14 protein-coding genes are annotated in these 14471 nt (G+C 69.1%); all 14 read left to right on the forward strand.

The window, feature by feature from the left end:
- Window position 1: 1 nt before the first annotated feature.
- The 14 genes from STH_RS07605 (at window position 2) to STH_RS07670 (ending at window position 14469) form a co-directional block, all read left to right on the forward strand.
- Entirely contained in the window at window positions 2-934 is a 933-nt protein-coding gene (locus tag STH_RS07605; RefSeq protein WP_242654586.1) for a metal ABC transporter permease, read from the forward strand.
- Window positions 931-1782: a metal ABC transporter permease gene (locus tag STH_RS07610; RefSeq protein ID WP_011195639.1), complete on the forward strand. Its 852-nt coding sequence runs from the start codon at window positions 931-933 to the stop codon at window positions 1780-1782. The genes STH_RS07605 and STH_RS07610 overlap by 4 nt, the downstream gene beginning before the upstream one ends.
- A 213-nt stretch (window positions 1783-1995) precedes the next feature.
- Window positions 1996-2637: a glycosyltransferase family 2 protein gene (locus tag STH_RS07615; protein ID WP_043713753.1), complete on the forward strand. Its 642-nt coding sequence runs from the start codon at window positions 1996-1998 to the stop codon at window positions 2635-2637.
- Between the two features lie 5 nt (window positions 2638-2642).
- Window positions 2643-3365: an MgtC/SapB family protein gene (locus STH_RS07620; RefSeq protein WP_011195641.1), complete on the forward strand. Its 723-nt coding sequence runs from the start codon at window positions 2643-2645 to the stop codon at window positions 3363-3365.
- Window positions 3366-3482: 117 nt separating this feature from the next.
- Window positions 3483-7910, forward strand: a complete 4428-nt coding sequence (locus tag STH_RS07625; RefSeq protein ID WP_011195642.1) for a PolC-type DNA polymerase III — start codon at window positions 3483-3485, stop codon at window positions 7908-7910.
- A gap of 80 nt (window positions 7911-7990) precedes the next feature.
- Window positions 7991-8596, forward strand: coding sequence for a lipoyl protein ligase domain-containing protein (locus tag STH_RS07630; protein ID WP_011195643.1), 606 nt, complete (start codon window positions 7991-7993; stop codon window positions 8594-8596).
- 73 nt (window positions 8597-8669) lie between these two features.
- Complete coding sequence (locus STH_RS17120) at window positions 8670-9524, forward strand: Cof-type HAD-IIB family hydrolase (protein ID WP_011195644.1); 855 nt, start codon at window positions 8670-8672, stop codon at window positions 9522-9524.
- The gene (locus STH_RS07640) at window positions 9521-9994 is read left to right on the forward strand and encodes a DUF4149 domain-containing protein (protein WP_043713756.1); all 474 of its coding nucleotides are present in this window, start codon (window positions 9521-9523) and stop codon (window positions 9992-9994) included. The genes STH_RS17120 and STH_RS07640 overlap by 4 nt, the downstream gene beginning before the upstream one ends.
- A complete protein-coding gene (locus STH_RS07645; RefSeq protein WP_011195646.1) occupies window positions 9995-11347 on the forward strand; it encodes an ADP-ribosylglycohydrolase family protein in 1353 nt (450 codons plus the stop codon).
- A gap of 46 nt (window positions 11348-11393) precedes the next feature.
- Window positions 11394-11948, forward strand: a complete 555-nt coding sequence (locus STH_RS07650) for a hypothetical protein (RefSeq protein ID WP_011195647.1) — start codon at window positions 11394-11396, stop codon at window positions 11946-11948.
- Between the two features lie 251 nt (window positions 11949-12199).
- On the forward strand, window positions 12200-12682 hold the full coding sequence (gene rimP / locus STH_RS07655) for a ribosome maturation factor RimP (protein WP_011195648.1): 483 nt from the start codon (window positions 12200-12202) through the stop codon (window positions 12680-12682).
- 23 nt (window positions 12683-12705) lie between these two features.
- On the forward strand, window positions 12706-13788 hold the full coding sequence (gene nusA, locus STH_RS07660; protein ID WP_011195649.1) for a transcription termination factor NusA: 1083 nt from the start codon (window positions 12706-12708) through the stop codon (window positions 13786-13788).
- Window positions 13789-13837: 49 nt separating this feature from the next.
- Window positions 13838-14137: an RNase P modulator RnpM gene (gene rnpM, locus STH_RS07665; protein ID WP_043713758.1), complete on the forward strand. Its 300-nt coding sequence runs from the start codon at window positions 13838-13840 to the stop codon at window positions 14135-14137.
- Window positions 14137-14469, forward strand: coding sequence for a L7Ae/L30e/S12e/Gadd45 family ribosomal protein (locus tag STH_RS07670; RefSeq protein ID WP_043713762.1), 333 nt, complete (start codon window positions 14137-14139; stop codon window positions 14467-14469). The genes rnpM and STH_RS07670 overlap by 1 nt, the downstream gene beginning before the upstream one ends.
- Window positions 14470-14471: the final 2 nt, after the last annotated feature.

The raw sequence follows: 14471 nt of genomic DNA on the forward strand, positions 1-14471 counted from the left end.
CGTGCACGCGAACGCACTCTGGGTGATGGGGGGTACGGCCTTGCTGGGGCTGGCCGGCGGGGTGCTGGGCGCCTTCGCTCTGCTGAGGCGGAGAGCCCTGCTGGGCGACGTGCTGGCGCACGCGGCGTTGCCGGGGATCGCGCTCGCCTACATGGCGACGGGGACCAAGGCGGCAGGCCCCCTGCTCATCGGCGCGACGGCCTCCGGCGTGCTGGGCGTGTTGGCGATGCGCGCCATCACGCGCTGGTCCCGGTTGAAGGAGGACGCGGCCATGAGCCTGGTGCTCACCGTCTTTTTCGGGCTCGGCATCATGCTGCTCGGCTGGGTGCAGCGCATGCCGGGGGGAAACCAGAGCGGGCTTGACAAGTTCCTCTTCGGGCAGGCCGCGTCGATCGTGCCCCGGGACCTGCAGGTGATCGCGGTGGCCGCGGCCCTGCTCTGTCTGGCGATCCTCGTGCTGTACAAGGAGTTCAAACTGCTTGCCTTCGACCCGGACTTCGGCGCCGTGCTGGGCTTTCCGGTGGTCGCACTGGATCTGCTGCTCAGCCTCTGCATCGCCCTGGCGGTGGTGATCGGGCTGGAGGCGGTGGGCGTGGTGCTCATGGCCGCCCTGCTGACCACCCCGGCGGTCGCGGCGCGGTACTGGACCCACCGGCTGTCGGTCATGGTGCCGCTGGCGGGGCTCTTCGGCGCCGCCTCCGGCGTCGTCGGCACGCTGGCGTCGCAGATCGGCCCCCGCATGCCCACCGGCCCGCTCATCGTCCTGGCCGCCAGCCTGCTCTTTTTCCTGTCGCTGCTGGCTGCCCCGCATCGGGGGCTTCTGGCCCGGCTCATCCGATTGCGGCGCGCCCAGGCGCAAGCCTCGCCACGCCGTCCGGATGGGACGCCCCTCGGGCAGGCGGCGGCCGGACCGCGGCCGGGTGATGGCGCATGATCGCCGCGCTCGTCATCGTCGCGGTCGGTGCCCTGGTGGCGGGATCGGCCGGCCTGGTAGGCTCGTTTCTGGTGCTGCGCCGGATGACGATGCTGGGCGACGCCATCAGCCACGCGGTGCTGCCGGGCATCGCACTGGGGTTCCTGCTCACGGGCAGCCGCGCCGCGCCGGTCATGCTGCTGGCCGCCGGGCTCTTCGGGCTCCTCACCGCTTATCTCGTTCAGGCCCTGCAGCGGGCCGGGGTGCAGGAGGACGCCGGCATGGGCGTCACCTTTACCGCTTTCTTCTCCCTGGGCGTGGTGCTGATCTCCGCGTTCGCCGGCCGGGTGCACCTGGACCTCGATCACGTGCTGTACGGCGAGATCGCGTTTGCGCCGTGGGACCTCTGGGTCGTGGGCGGGCGGAGCCTGGGGCCCCGGGCGCTCTGGACGATGGGCGCGGTCTTCCTGACCGATCTGGCGGCCGTGCTCCTGTTCTTCAAGGAACTGAAGATCTGCGCGTTCGACCCGGAGACCGCTTCCGTGCAAGGCGTGAACGTCACGGCCTTCCACTACCTGCTGATGTCCCTGGTCTCCCTGACCACGGTGGGCGCGTTCGACGCCGTGGGGGCGATCCTCGCGGTGGCGATGCTGGTGCTGCCGGGCGCTACGGCCTATCTGCTCACCGACCGGCTGGAGACGATGCTGGCGCTGTCTGTGGGGATCGGGGCGGTGACCAGTGCGCTGGGCTACCTGTTGGCGCGGGCGACCGACACCCCCGTGGCCGGGGCGATGGCGGTGGCCGGCGGGGCCCTGTTCGCCCTGGCCTTCGGATGGTCCGGGCGGAAACGTCTCGTCCGCGCCCGTTGACGGGGCGGCCTGATCTGGGGCAGTCTTACCATGGAAGGGAGACTGCCCCCCTTGTTTGGGTAGAGCCGCCGCTGACAGGGCAGTCTAGGAAGCGGCGATCATCGGAGGAGGAAAACGGTCACCGTGTACGGAATACCTTACCCCAGGCGAGCCCGGACCCAGCCCTTCAGTGGCCGGGAACCCGCGCTTCTCCAGTCGGAGGTCTTTGGGGTCATGAAAGTCGCAGCGGTGATCCCCGCTTATAATGAAGAATCCACCATCGGCGCCGTGGTCTCGGCGTGCAGGCAGGTGCCCGAGATCAGCGAGGTCATCGTAGTGAGCGACGGCTCGACGGACGAGACCGCCACCTTGGCCCGCGCGGCCGGCGCGACCGTCATCGAACATACGGAGAACCGGGGCAAGGCTGCGGCGATGAAGTCGGGCTTGGAAGCGACCACCGCCCCGGTGCTGCTCTTTCTGGACGCGGACCTGATCGGCCTCAGCGCCGATCACCTGCGTCTCCTGCTGCGCCCGGTGCTGGCCGGGGAGGCGGACATGAGCATCGGCGTCTTCGGCGACGGGCGGGTCGCGACCGACCTGGCCCAGATGCTGGCGCCGTACCTTTCAGGTCAGCGCGCGGTGCGGCGGGAGCTCCTCGCGGACATGTTCCGGGAAGAGCCGGAGGCGGAACAGGTCCGGTTCGGGATCGAGGTGGCCTTGACCAAGTACGTCAAGCAGCACGGCTGCCGGGTGGTGGAGGTCGTGCTGGAAGAGATGAGCCACCGCATGAAGGAGGAGAAGCTGGGCCTGGTCAAGGGCGCGGCTGCTCGGTTAAAGATGTATTATGAGATACTAAAATACGTTCAGAAGGGATAATTGCGTTGCTGAGCCGAGAGTTTATCGAACTAAACCTGTACACGTTCGCGCACGAATTCGTCGACACCCTGATTCCGCTGTTGGTGGCCGCCCTGGCCGGGGGCGTGGTGGGGCTGGAGCGGGAGTCCCACAACCGGCCCGCGGGTCTGCGCACGCACGTGCTGGTCTGCGTGGGTTCCGCCCTGCTCATGCGGGTTTCGCTGGGCATGTACGACATGGTCCTGGCGACCGGGTTCGGCAACGGCGACCCCGGTCGCATCGCCGCGCAGGTGGTCAGCGGCATCGGCTTTCTGGGCGCCGGCACGATCATGCGTGAGGGGGCGACCATCCGGGGCCTGACCACCGCGGCCTCGCTCTGGGTCGTGTCGGCCATGGGGCTGGCCGTGGGGGCGGGCTTCTACATGCAGACCTTCGTGGCGGTCATCCTGGTGATGCTGACGCTGAAGACGCTGTCGGAGGTGGAAAACCGGTTCTTCGCGCACGGCGCGTACCGGTCTCTGGTCGTACAGGTGACGGATTCGCCCGGAAAGCTGGGCGTTGTGGCTTCCCTGTGCGGCCGGTGGGGCTACACCATCCGGAACATCGCCATGCGGTCGGGCCCGCTGCCCGGCACCATCGAGATCCGCTTCACCGTCAAGCCGGACGGGCGCTCTTCGGACATGGCCGGCCTTATCGGGGACTTGATGTCCAGTGAAGGGGTCATCTCGGTGACTGAAGAAGACATATAGAGAACGGCCCGCGGGCGCACTGGGTCATCCAGGGCGCTCGTCGGTTTCTCGTGGCCGCCGCACCCGGTCGCCTGGTGTCGCGGCGCCAATCTTTGCCCTACGAGGTGAGCCGCCCAGATGTCACCGCAGTCCGACTGGCTCTCGCTCATCGACGTCGCCGGGCTTCCGCCGCAGGTGCAGTCCTTCCTGGCCGGCGCCCGCCCCGTGCGGGTCGTGGTGAACCGGCGCAGGCGCACCGTTGCCCTGCACCTGGCCAGCCCGGTCCGTCTCCCGCTGGACGACCGGCCGACGCTGGCCCGGGCGGTGGCGGAGCAGTGCCTGGGGGGCCTTGCCGCCTCGGTTACGGTGGTGCCGGTGCGCGACCCCGACCCGCAGGCCGACGCGTCCGAGCGGGTGGGGGAGGCCTGGCCGGAGGTCCTGCTGCAACTGAAGCAGGCGCTCCCTCTGGTCAACGGTCTCCTGGACCGGGCGGAGTGGCGTGTGGAGGCCGCGACCTTGGTGGTGGAGCTGCCCACCGCCGCACAGGCTGAGGTGGTGGAGCACCGGGGCGTGGTGCCGGTGCTGGAGCGGCTGATCCGGCAGGAGACCGGCTGCAGCCTGCAGGTGCGGGTGACGGCGCGCCCGGTCCCGCGGGCGGAGCGGGTGGAGCCGCCGACCACCGTTCCCGACGACCCGTTCGCCGATGCCGAGGAGGAGGTTCCCCTGCCCCCGGAGCCGATCCCCGAGGAGCCGGCCTTCGCGGACGAGTACTTCGAGCAGTGGATGCAGCGCCAGTCGGCGTTCGGCAAGAAGGAGGCCGCGGCGGCGCCCCCGCCCTCCGAGGGCGTGCTGAAGGGCCGCGCGATCCCTGCCGATGCGCCGGTGCGGTCGATCCGGACGATCACGGAAGAGGAGAACAAGGTCGTCATCGAGGGCGAGGTCGTGGGGCTGGACACCCGGGACCTGAAGAGCGGCCGGCAGCTCATCGCCTTCGGCGTCTGCGACCTGCTCCGGTCCGAGCCCGGCGAGTTTGGCGACACCTTGCCCGTCAAGCTCTTCCGGGATCCTCAGAAGGACCCCGACTACCTGGCCGTGCTCAAGAACGGAACGTGGGTCAAGGTCCGGGGCAACGTGCAACTGGACAAGTTCTCCGGTGAGCTGACGATGCTGGCCGACGACGTGGTGGTGGGCAAGCGGCCGACGCGGGAGGACACCTACGAGGGGCCCATGAAGCGGGTGGAGCTGCACGCCCACACCACCATGTCGGCCATGGACGCCCTGATCGATCCGGCCGAGCTGGTGAAGACGGCGGTGCGGTGGGGCCACAAGGCGGTGGCCATCACCGACCACGGCGTCGTGCAGGCGTTCCCGGCGGCCAGCCACGTGAAGGTGCCGGACGACTTCCGGGTGATCTACGGGTGCGAACTCTTTCTGGTCGATGACGGCACGGCGGTGGTCCAGCGGCCGCCGAAGGACGTGCCGCTCGCAGGGGCCGAGTTCGTCGTGCTGGACATCGAGACGACGGGCTTCTCCCCGATCGGCGACGACATCATCGAGCTGGGCGCGGTGCGCTGCCGCGGCGGGGAGATCGTCGACTCGTTCCAGAGCTTCGTGCGGCCGACCAAGCCGGTGCCGCCCGAGGTGCAGAAGCTGACCAACATCACGCCGGACATGCTGGAGGGCGCCCCGGAGGCGGCGGAGGCCTTGCGCGCCTTCTTCCAGTTTGTGGGCGACGCCATCGTCGTGGCCCACAACGCGCAGTTCGACTACTCGTTCCTGCGCTACCACCGGCAGAAGTACCTGGGCGAGGAGTTCGCCAACCCGGTGCTGGACACCCTGACGCTGGCCCGGGCCGTGCTTCCGCACATGCGCAGCCACAGCCTGGCGGCCCTCACGAAGGAGCTGCAGGTGCCGCTGGTGGACCACCACCGGGCCGACGCCGACGCCAAGACCGCCGCGATGGTGCTGATGAAGCTGCTGGAGCGCGCCGAGGGGGTCGAGACGGTGGCCGACCTCAACCGTCTGACCAAGGGCATCAACGTCGAGCAGCTCCGGCCGTACCACACGACCGTCCTCGTCAAGACCCAGGCGGGGATGAAGAACCTGTACAAGCTGATCAGCCTGTCCCACATCGAGTACTTCAACCGCACGCCGCGCGTGCCGCGCTCGGAGCTGGAGAAGCACCGGGAGGGGCTGCTCGTCGGCTCGTCCACCTACGGCGGCCAGCTGTTCGACGCCCTGATCCGGGGCGTGCCGGACGAGGAACTGGAGCAGATGGCCTCCTGGTACGACTACCTGGAGATCCTGCCCCGGGACTGCCTGGCCTTCCTGCTGGAGTCCGGCCAGGTCAACTCCGAGGAACAGCTGCTCTCGCTCAACCGCCGGATCTACGAGCTGGGGAAGAAGCTGGGCAAGCCGGTCTGCGCGGTGTCGGACGCACATTTCCTCGACCCGCACCAGCAGGTCTTCCGCCGCATCCTGAAGCACGGCATCGGCTTCCGGGACGAGTACGACAGGCCGTTCTACCTGCGCACGACCCAGGAGATGCTGGACGAGTTCGCCTACCTGGGCGAGCAGGCCGCCTACGAGGTGGTCGTGGAGAACCCCAACGCCATCGCCGCCCAGATCGAAAAGGTGAAGGTGGTGCCGGACAAGCTCCACCCGCCGGTGCTGGAGGGGTCGGTGGAGGAGACCCGCCGCCTCTCCTGGGAGAAGGTGAAGCGGGTCTACGGCGACCCGGTGCCCGAGAAGATCGCCCATCGGCTGGAGAAGGAGCTCAACGCGATCATCGGCAACGGCTTCGCCGTTTCGTACTACATCTCGCACCTGCTGGTGAAGAAGTCGATGGAACTCGGGTACCTCGTGGGGTCCCGGGGTTCGGTGGGCTCCTCCTTCGTCGCCTGGGCGATGGACATCACCGAGGTCAACGCCCTGCCGCCCCACTACATCTGCCCCCAGTGCAAGTACCTGGAGTGGCACGACGACGGCAAGACCGGATCGGGCTTCGACCTGCCCCGGAAGGACTGCCCCCGCTGCGGGACCCCGCTTGACCGCGACGGCCAGGACATCCCCTTCGAGACGTTCCTGGGCTTCAAGGGCGACAAGGTGCCCGACATCGACCTCAACTTCTCCGGCGAGGTGCAGAACCGCATCCAGAAGTACTCCGAGGAGCTGCTCGGCGGGGAGAAGTACGTCTTCAAGGCGGGCACCGTGGGCACCATTGCCGAGAAGACCGCCTTCGGCATGGTGCGGGCGTGGCTGGAGGAGAGCCGGATCACCGGCGTGCGGGAGGCGCACATCGGCTACCTGGCCCAGGGCCTGGCCGGGGTGAAGCGCACCACGGGCCAGCACCCCGGGGGCATGGTGGTCTGTCCGGTGGGGATGGAGATCGAGGAGGTCACCCCGGTGCAGTATCCCGCGGACGACCGCTCCTCCGGCGTGAAGACGACCCACTTCGACTACCACTCGTTCGAGCAGGCCCTGATGAAGCTGGACATCCTTGGCCACGATGACCCGACCATGCTCAAGATGCTGCAGGACCTCTACCGGGAGAAGAAGGGCGATCCGGACTTCGACGTGCGGAAGGTGCCGGTGGACGACCCGCAGGTGCTGGCCCTCTTCAGCCCCGGGGGCAACCGGGTGCTGGGCATCGAGGACGGCAAGCTCCAGTTCGACCTGGGCACCATCGTGCTGCCCGAGATGGGCACCCGGTTCGTGCGGCAGATGCTGATGGAGACCAGCCCGCGGAACTTCTCGGACCTGGTGCGCATCTCCGGCCTCTCCCACGGCACGGACGTGTGGACCAACAACGCCCAGGAGCTGGTGAAGAAGGGCATTCCCTTCCAGGACGTCATCGGCTGCCGTGACGACATCATGGTGCAGCTGATCTACTGGGGTGTCGAGCCTGCCACCGCGTTCAAGATCATGGAGTCGGTGCGCAAGGGCAAGGGGCTCACCCCGGAGATGGAGGAGACCATGCGGGCCTGCAACGTGCCCGACTGGTACATCTGGTCCTGCAAGCAGATCAAGTACATGTTCCCGAAGGCCCACGCGGCAGCCTACGTCCTCTCCTGCCTGCGCATCGCCTGGTTCAAGGTGCACGAGCCGCTCCTGTTCTACGCCGCGTACCTGAGCGTCCGGGCCGGATCGGTGGACGCCAACCTGCTGGTGGCGGGGCCCGAGGCGGTGCGCCGCTATGTCCAGGAGATCGAGGCGAAGGGCAAGGACGCCACGCCCAAGGAGAAAGACTCCCTCACCGAGTACGAGCTGGTGGAGGAGGCCTTCCTGCGGGGCATCCGGTTCAACCGGGTGGACCTGTACCGCTCGGAGGCCACCCGCTACCTGATCGACGGGGAGAACACCCTGCTTTGTCCGTTCAACGCGCTGCCCGGGCTGGGCGACAGCGCTGCCCAGGCGATCGTGGAGGCCAGGGCGCAGGGTCCGTTCCACTCGAAGGAGGACCTGAAGAACCGGGCGCGGCTCAACAAGGCCGTCATGGAGCTCCTGGAGGGCCACGGCTGCCTGGAGGGGCTGCCCGAGGGCAATCAGCTGGTGTTCGGCTTCTGAGCCTCTCGGCTCACAGGCTCTCCGGGGCCGGGTGCCGTTTGGCGATGTGACTTGCGTCTCAGCACGACAGGAGGCGGCCCATGCAGATCCAACCGCTGCCGTACGATACAACGGCTCTTGATCGGTTCCAGAGGGAAGGCCCCTTCATCTGGCTGTGGGAGCCCGAGCGCACCGAGGCGGTGCTGGGGGCGGGCACGCCCGAGACGGACGTGGACCTGGCCCGCTGCGCCGCCGACGGCGTGCCGGTCTACCGGCGCAGGGGAGGGGGCGGGGCGGTGGTCCTGGCTCCCGGGTGCCTCGTGATCACCGCGGCGTACGAGGCGTCCCGGCGCCGGTTCGCCACCCAGTGGATCGGCCCCGTCGCCGAGGCGGTGGCCCGGGCGCTGCGGAGCCTGGGGCTTCACGGCGCGGCGGTGCGGGGGATGGGCGACGTGGCCATCGACGACCTGAAGGTCCTGGGCTCCAGCCTGTACGCAAACCGGCAGGTCGCTCTGTACCAGGGCTCCCTGCTGGTCGACCCCGACCTGGACCGGATCGCCCGCTACCTGCCGCACCCGTCCCGGGAGCCCGACTACCGGCGGGGTCGCAGCCACGCCGAGTTCATGACCTCGCTGGTGCGCGCCGGCTACCGCGGCGACATGGCGGCCCTGCGGGCGGCGCTGTTGGCGGAGCTGGAACGGGTGTAGCGGGCGGGGATTGCGCCCGAAACAGCCAAGGGTTAGCATTGTCAAGAGTGTTCCGAGGTGGCGGGGGGTTGCCTTGCAGTACCGCTTGATCGCCCTCGACGTGGACGGCACCCTGTTCTGCGGACGGCACCGGGTCTCGCCCCGGACCCTCGCCGCGCTGACGGTGGCGAGGCGGCGGGGAGCGATCACCGTCATCGCCACCGGCCGCACGCCCCATTCGGCCCTGCGCGTCAGCGCGGAGATCGGCGGCGGGCCGGTGATCTGCTGCAACGGCGCCGGCCTGCTGGACGAAGAGGGGCGGCTGATCCACCACCGGTCCATTCCCACCGAACCGCTCCTGCGCGTGCTCAAGCTGGGGCGGCAGGCGGACCTGCTGGTGCACGGGTACACGCCGGAAGGCGTGGTGCTGGACCAGCCCATGGCCCATCTGATCAGGGCCTACGCATGGCTGCGGGCCGGCGGGGCTGCCCTGCAATCGGCGGTGGGCGTCGCACGCCTGTGGGGCGCCAACCAGACCCGCCTGGTGCCCCGGCTCACGCAGTGGGCCGCGTCCCCGCACCGGCCGCCTGTGCTCAAGCTGACCCTGTTCGGGGATCCTGCCCGACTGCCGGACGTGGCCGACGCCATTCGGCGGGAAGTTCCGGGCGTGGAGGTGACCTCGTCGGGCCCGGACAACCTGGAGGTAACCGCCGCCGGGGTGTCGAAGGGCAGCGGGCTGGCGGCGCTCGGCGAGCGGCTCGGCATTCCGCCCGAGGCAACGATCGCGTTCGGCGACTCCGACAACGACCTGACGATGCTGCGCTACGCGGGGCTGGGCGTGGCCATGGGCAACGCACCGCCCCATGTGAAGGCCGCGGCGGACCGCGTGGCGCCGCCGTGTGCGGAGGACGGCGTGGCGTGCGTCCTGGAGGAGGTATGCGGCGGATGAGAGTCCTGGAGGCCGTGACGCAGCTGTTGATGGGGCTGTGGGTCGGCTCGGCGGCCGGCTTTGCCCTGAGCGCCCCCAAGATCTTTGCGGCCTTCGGTCCCGACCGGCAGTCGGCCGGCGACCTGGCCGGCGACATCATCTACCTGCTCAACAACGTCGGCCTGCTGCTGGGCGTCGGCGCGCTCCTGACCCTGCTGCCCCGGCTGCGGAGCGGCGTCAACAAGGCGCGGCTGGCGCTGCTGCTGGGCTGCCTGGGTCTCGCCCTGACCACCTGGCTCTACATCTTCCCGCAGATGGAGCGGGCGCAGCCGCCCGAACCGATTCAGACCTACGCGGAGACCGATCCGGCGCGGGTGGAGTACAACCGTTGGCACACGCTCTCCGGGCGGGTGTACGGGGCCGCCATGGTGCTCGGGGTCGGCGTCATCGTGCTCGGCCCCTTCGCTGAGACGAGAGGAGGTCGCCGCTAGGTGGACTGGGAGCTGCGGATCCTGCAGGCGCTGGAAGGTTCCCGGCCCGGCTGGGACGAGCCCCCCGACTGGCGGGCGGTGCTCGCGCTGTACGAGGGGCTCGCCCCCGACGAGGCCGCGGCGCTGGACCGCACCGTTGTCCGCATGATCGACCTGGGGTACCGGAATCCCCACGCCTCCCGCGAGCCCGGGCCCTTTGACCAGATCGAGGTGAGCCTGCCCGCGGGCATGGCGCCCGCGGACCTGCTCTGCATCGAGGCGGCCGTGCTCGTCGCCGCGGAGCGGGGACTCGGGGATGCCTACTTCCCGTTCCTGCGCCTCATGAGCGTGCCCACCTGGCACGTGATTCAGGGGCGGCTGACCTGGCTCGCGCGGGAGGCTCTCGACGCACAGCGCAGGCTCAGCCTGACCCGGGCCGGCCGCGGTCTCGGCGCTCTGCTGGGGCTGGCGGCGGCCGACGCGCTGGGCTGCACGGTGGAGTTCATGAGCCGCGAGGCGATCCGGGCGCGCTGGCCGGAAGGCCACCGGGAGATCGTGGGGGGAGGCCCGTTCGGTTTCCCGGCCGGCGACTGGACCGACGACACCGCGATGGCGGTCGCGGTCGGGCGGGGGATCCTCGAGCAGCCGGACGACCCGGTGGACGCGGTGGGCCGCCACTTCGTCGCGTGGTTCCAGTCCGGCCCCCCCGACGTGGGGAACACCTGCCGGACGGCCATCAACGCCTTCCTGCGCCTGGGGTCGTGGGAGGCCGCCAGCGCCGCTGTGCGGGCGGAACTGGGCCAGTGGGCCGCCGGCAACGGCGCGCTGATGCGCACTCTGCCCGCGGCGCTGGCCTACGGCCCCGATCCCGCGCAGGCCATCCGCATCGGGCGCATGACCCATCCGCACCCGGAATCCGACGCGGCGATCGCCGTCTACCACCGAACGGTGGACGCGCTGTTGGAGGGAGCTGCGCCGGCCGAGGCCCTGGAGGCCGGCCTGGCGCCGCTGCCGGGGGCGGAGCCTGAGGTCGGGGCGGCTATTGCGGACCTCGCCCGCCGGCTGTCCGGACTGGCCTCCCGCTCTGCCGAACGGATCCGGTCCGGCGGGTACGTGGTGGAGACGCTGGAGGCCGCACTCTGGGCCTTCCTGCGCACCGACTCGCTGGAGGAATGCGTGGTTCTGGCGGTGAATCTAGGGGATGACGCCGACACCGTCGGGGCCGTGGCCGGCGGCCTTGCGGGCGCGGCGTACGGCCCGGGGGCGGTGCCGCGGCGATGGAGCCAGGCCCTGCGCCGGCGGGCGGTGATCGACGAGCTGGCGGCGGGACTCTACGGGGTTTTCCGCGCCCGCCAGGGCGATACTCGGAAGTAGATGGAGGTGTGGCGGCGGCCCGTTCGCGACCGGGCCGCCGCAGCGGATGACGACAGAGACGAAGAAGACGGAAAGCATCCAGTTCGGCCTGACACTGATCCAGAAGATCCTGTACGGCGTGCTGCTGTTCGGTGCAGCCTTCGCGGTCACGCTGCTCAGCCCGCTGTTCGCGGGCCCCGGCGGCACGGTGTTTTTCGTGTTCTACGGCATACTCGTCGGCGTACTCTCCTGGTTCGTCTCCTCGGGGTGGGTGTTCAGCCTGGAGCTGACCCCTCGTGAAATCCGGGTGCGTGACGCGGGCCGGATCGTCGCGATTCCCCTGGAGAAGGTGGGGATGGTGGTGCGGGGCGGGCGAAGCCCCTTCCTGCCGGCCGTCTGGCTGGTGCTCCGGGGCGTCGACATCGGGCGCGAGCTGCCCGCCAAGGGGGTCAATCCGGTCACGCAGGAGATGCTGACCCACTTCCAGCGCCGCAACCCGGGCAAGAAGATCACCTTCGTCCCGATCCCGATCATCTACCTCCGCTCGGCCGGGGAGTTTGTCGGCGAGCTGAAGCGGCGCATCCCGCCGCTTACCGTCGATGAGCGACTTGGTAGAAAGTAGGCCCGCCATCCCTTGTCACCGGCGGCATTGTGTGCTATTATGAGCACTGAGGTAGCCTTTTCCGTGTGTTAAGGAGTGGGTGTTAACCCACTCTTTTCAACGTCCGACGGTTGGAAGATGGACGGTTCCAGTGCGGGTTCGCCATGAGCCGGTGCGAGCCGGCTCATTTGGTGCCCGCAATCGGGAAACAGTAGTGCTGCGGGGCCGCCAGGCGGCGGCGCGGCACAAGGTGATCGGAGGTCTGGTCCTGTTTGGCGAAGAGCGGCAAACGTCTCGAGGAGCTGGTGGAGGAACTGGCTGCCCCCCATGCGGCCGCGCTGGGGCTGGAGCTGGTGGGGGTTGAGCTGGTCAAGGAAGGAGCCTACCGCTATCTCCGTGTCTACATCGACAAGGAGGGCGGGGTTGGATTTGACGACTGCGAGGCGCTCAGCCGGGTGGTCGACGCCCAGCTGGACGAAATACTGCCCAATCCACCGTACGATTTCTTCGAGGTCTCTTCGCCAGGGCTGGACCGGCCCCTAAAGCGCGAGGCAGACTTCGCCCGCTACGTGGGACACAAGGTGGTGGTCACCACCTATGCCCCCGTGGACGGGCAGAAGTCGTTTGTGGGTGAGTTGCAGGGGCTTGTCGACGGTCGCGTGACCCTGACTCTGACAGAGGGCAAAGGGCGCGGCCAGACCATCGCCCTCGACCGCAAACAGGTGGCGAGCGCTCGACTTTACGTTGAGTTTTAGGAGTTTGAGAGGGGACTAGAGGGATGAAAGCCGAGATTCTCGAGGCGCTGGATGACCTGGTGCGTGAGAGAGGCATCTCGCGGGAGGTCCTGATCGAGGCGATCGAGGCGGCCCTGATCTCCGCCTATCGCCGCAATTTCGGCTCGGCGCAGAACGTGCGGGTCTTCTTCGACGACAAGACCGGCGAGTACCGGGTCTACGCGCAGAAGGAGATCGTGGAAGAGGTGACCGACCCGCGGCTGCAGGTCAGTCTCGAGGAGGCTCGGATGAAGAACCCGAGCTTGCAGTTGGGCGACGTCTTTGAAGTCGAGGTCACCCCCCGGGATTTCGGCCGCATTGCCGCGCAGACCGCCAAACAGGTGGTGGTCCAGCGCATCCGTGAAGCCGAGCGCGGGATGATCTACGAGGAGTACTCCAGCCGGGAGGGCGAGATCGTCACCGGTCTGGTCCAGCGCCAGGACCCCAAGACCCGGACGGTCTACCTGGAGCTCGCACGGGGCGTGGAGGCCGTGCTCACGGCCAACGAGCAGATCCCCGGCGAGCGCTACGTGGAGAACCAGCGCATCAAGGCCTACGTGATCGAGGTCAAGCGGACCACGAAGGGGCCGGCGATCGCGGTGTCCCGGACCCACCCGGGCCTGCTGAAGCGGCTGTTCGAGCTGGAGGTGCCCGAGATCCACGACGGCACGGTCGAGATCAAGGGGATCGCCCGGGAGGCCGGCTCCCGGTCCAAGATCGCGGTGATGGCCCGGGATCCCAACGTTGACCCCGTGGGCGCCTGCGTGGGCCAGAAGGGCCAGCGGGTGCAGAACATCGTCGATGAGCTGCAGGGCGAGAAGATCGATGTGGTGGAGTGGTCCCCGGATCCCGAGGTCTTCGTGGCCAAGGCGCTCTCCCCGGCCAAGGTCACGCAAGTCGTATGCGACGAGGAGAGCCGCATCGCCCGCGTGATCGTGCCGGACTACCAGCTGTCGCTGGCCATCGGCAAGGAGGGGCAGAACGCCCGCCTGGCGGCCAAGCTGACCGGCTGGAAGATCGACATCAAGTCCGAGTCGCAGGCGGAAGCCGGCGCCTGGGACGAGCTCAGCGAGGACGACATCGGGTAGCGGCGGGCGAGGACCGCACCCGGTGGGGCCATGAAGGGAGGTGGTGGCGATGGCCAGAGGGCGGCAGCCCAAGGTGAAGAAGGTTCCCCAGCGCATGTGCGTCGGCTGCGGGCAGATGCGCCCCAAGAAGGAGCTGATCCGGATCGTGCGCACGCCCGAAGGCGCCATCGAGCTCGACACCTCTCCCTCCGGTAAACGTCCGGGGCGCGGCGCCTACCTCTGCCCGGACAGTCAGTGTCTCGCCAAAGCCGTCAAGGGCAAACGCCTGGAACGGTCCCTGGAGCAGCCGATCTCCGACGAGGTCTGGACTCAGCTCGAGGCGCAGCTCGGGACGGTGAAGGCGGAGTGATGCCGCCGTCGCTGCCGATGATGCTCGGGCTCTGCCAGCGGGCCGGGAAACTGGTGTCCGGAGACCTGGCTGCCGAGCAGGCCCTGCGCCGCAGGCGCGGCCACCTGGTCCTGATCGCCGCCGACGCGAGCGAGCGGACGCAGTCCAAGTTCGCCCACCTGGCCGCGCAGGCCGGCGCCCCGTGCTACGTCGTGGGCACCCGCGCGGACCTGGGCGGAGCGATCGGGAAGGCAGGGCGTGCGGTGGTGGTCGTGCAGTCCCGCGACTTCGCCCGGGGGATCCTCGGGATCCTCCGACGGGAGGGCGTGGCGCCTGTGACAGGACGGGGGTGATC

Source organism: Symbiobacterium thermophilum IAM 14863 (assembly GCF_000009905.1).
Classification (GTDB): Bacteria; Bacillota; Sulfobacillia; order Symbiobacteriales; family Symbiobacteriaceae; genus Symbiobacterium; species Symbiobacterium thermophilum.

Excerpts from the sequence above, each read along its gene's own strand:
- STH_RS07610 (WP_011195639.1), top strand. The coding sequence starts at position 931 with ATGATCGCCGCGCTCGTCATCGTCGCGGTCGGTGCCCTGGTGGCGGGA.
- rnpM (WP_043713758.1), top strand. The coding sequence starts at position 13,838 with ATGGCCAGAGGGCGGCAGCCCAAGGTGAAGAAGGTTCCCCAGCGCATG.
- STH_RS07615 (WP_043713753.1), top strand. The coding sequence starts at position 1,996 with ATGAAAGTCGCAGCGGTGATCCCCGCTTATAATGAAGAATCCACCATC.
- STH_RS07625 (WP_011195642.1), top strand. The coding sequence starts at position 3,483 with ATGTCACCGCAGTCCGACTGGCTCTCGCTCATCGACGTCGCCGGGCTT.
- STH_RS07630 (WP_011195643.1), top strand. The coding sequence starts at position 7,991 with ATGCAGATCCAACCGCTGCCGTACGATACAACGGCTCTTGATCGGTTC.
- nusA (WP_011195649.1), top strand. The coding sequence starts at position 12,706 with ATGAAAGCCGAGATTCTCGAGGCGCTGGATGACCTGGTGCGTGAGAGA.
- STH_RS07670 (WP_043713762.1), top strand. The coding sequence starts at position 14,137 with ATGCCGCCGTCGCTGCCGATGATGCTCGGGCTCTGCCAGCGGGCCGGG.
- STH_RS07640 (WP_043713756.1), top strand. The coding sequence starts at position 9,521 with ATGAGAGTCCTGGAGGCCGTGACGCAGCTGTTGATGGGGCTGTGGGTC.
- STH_RS07650 (WP_011195647.1), top strand. The coding sequence starts at position 11,394 with ATGACGACAGAGACGAAGAAGACGGAAAGCATCCAGTTCGGCCTGACA.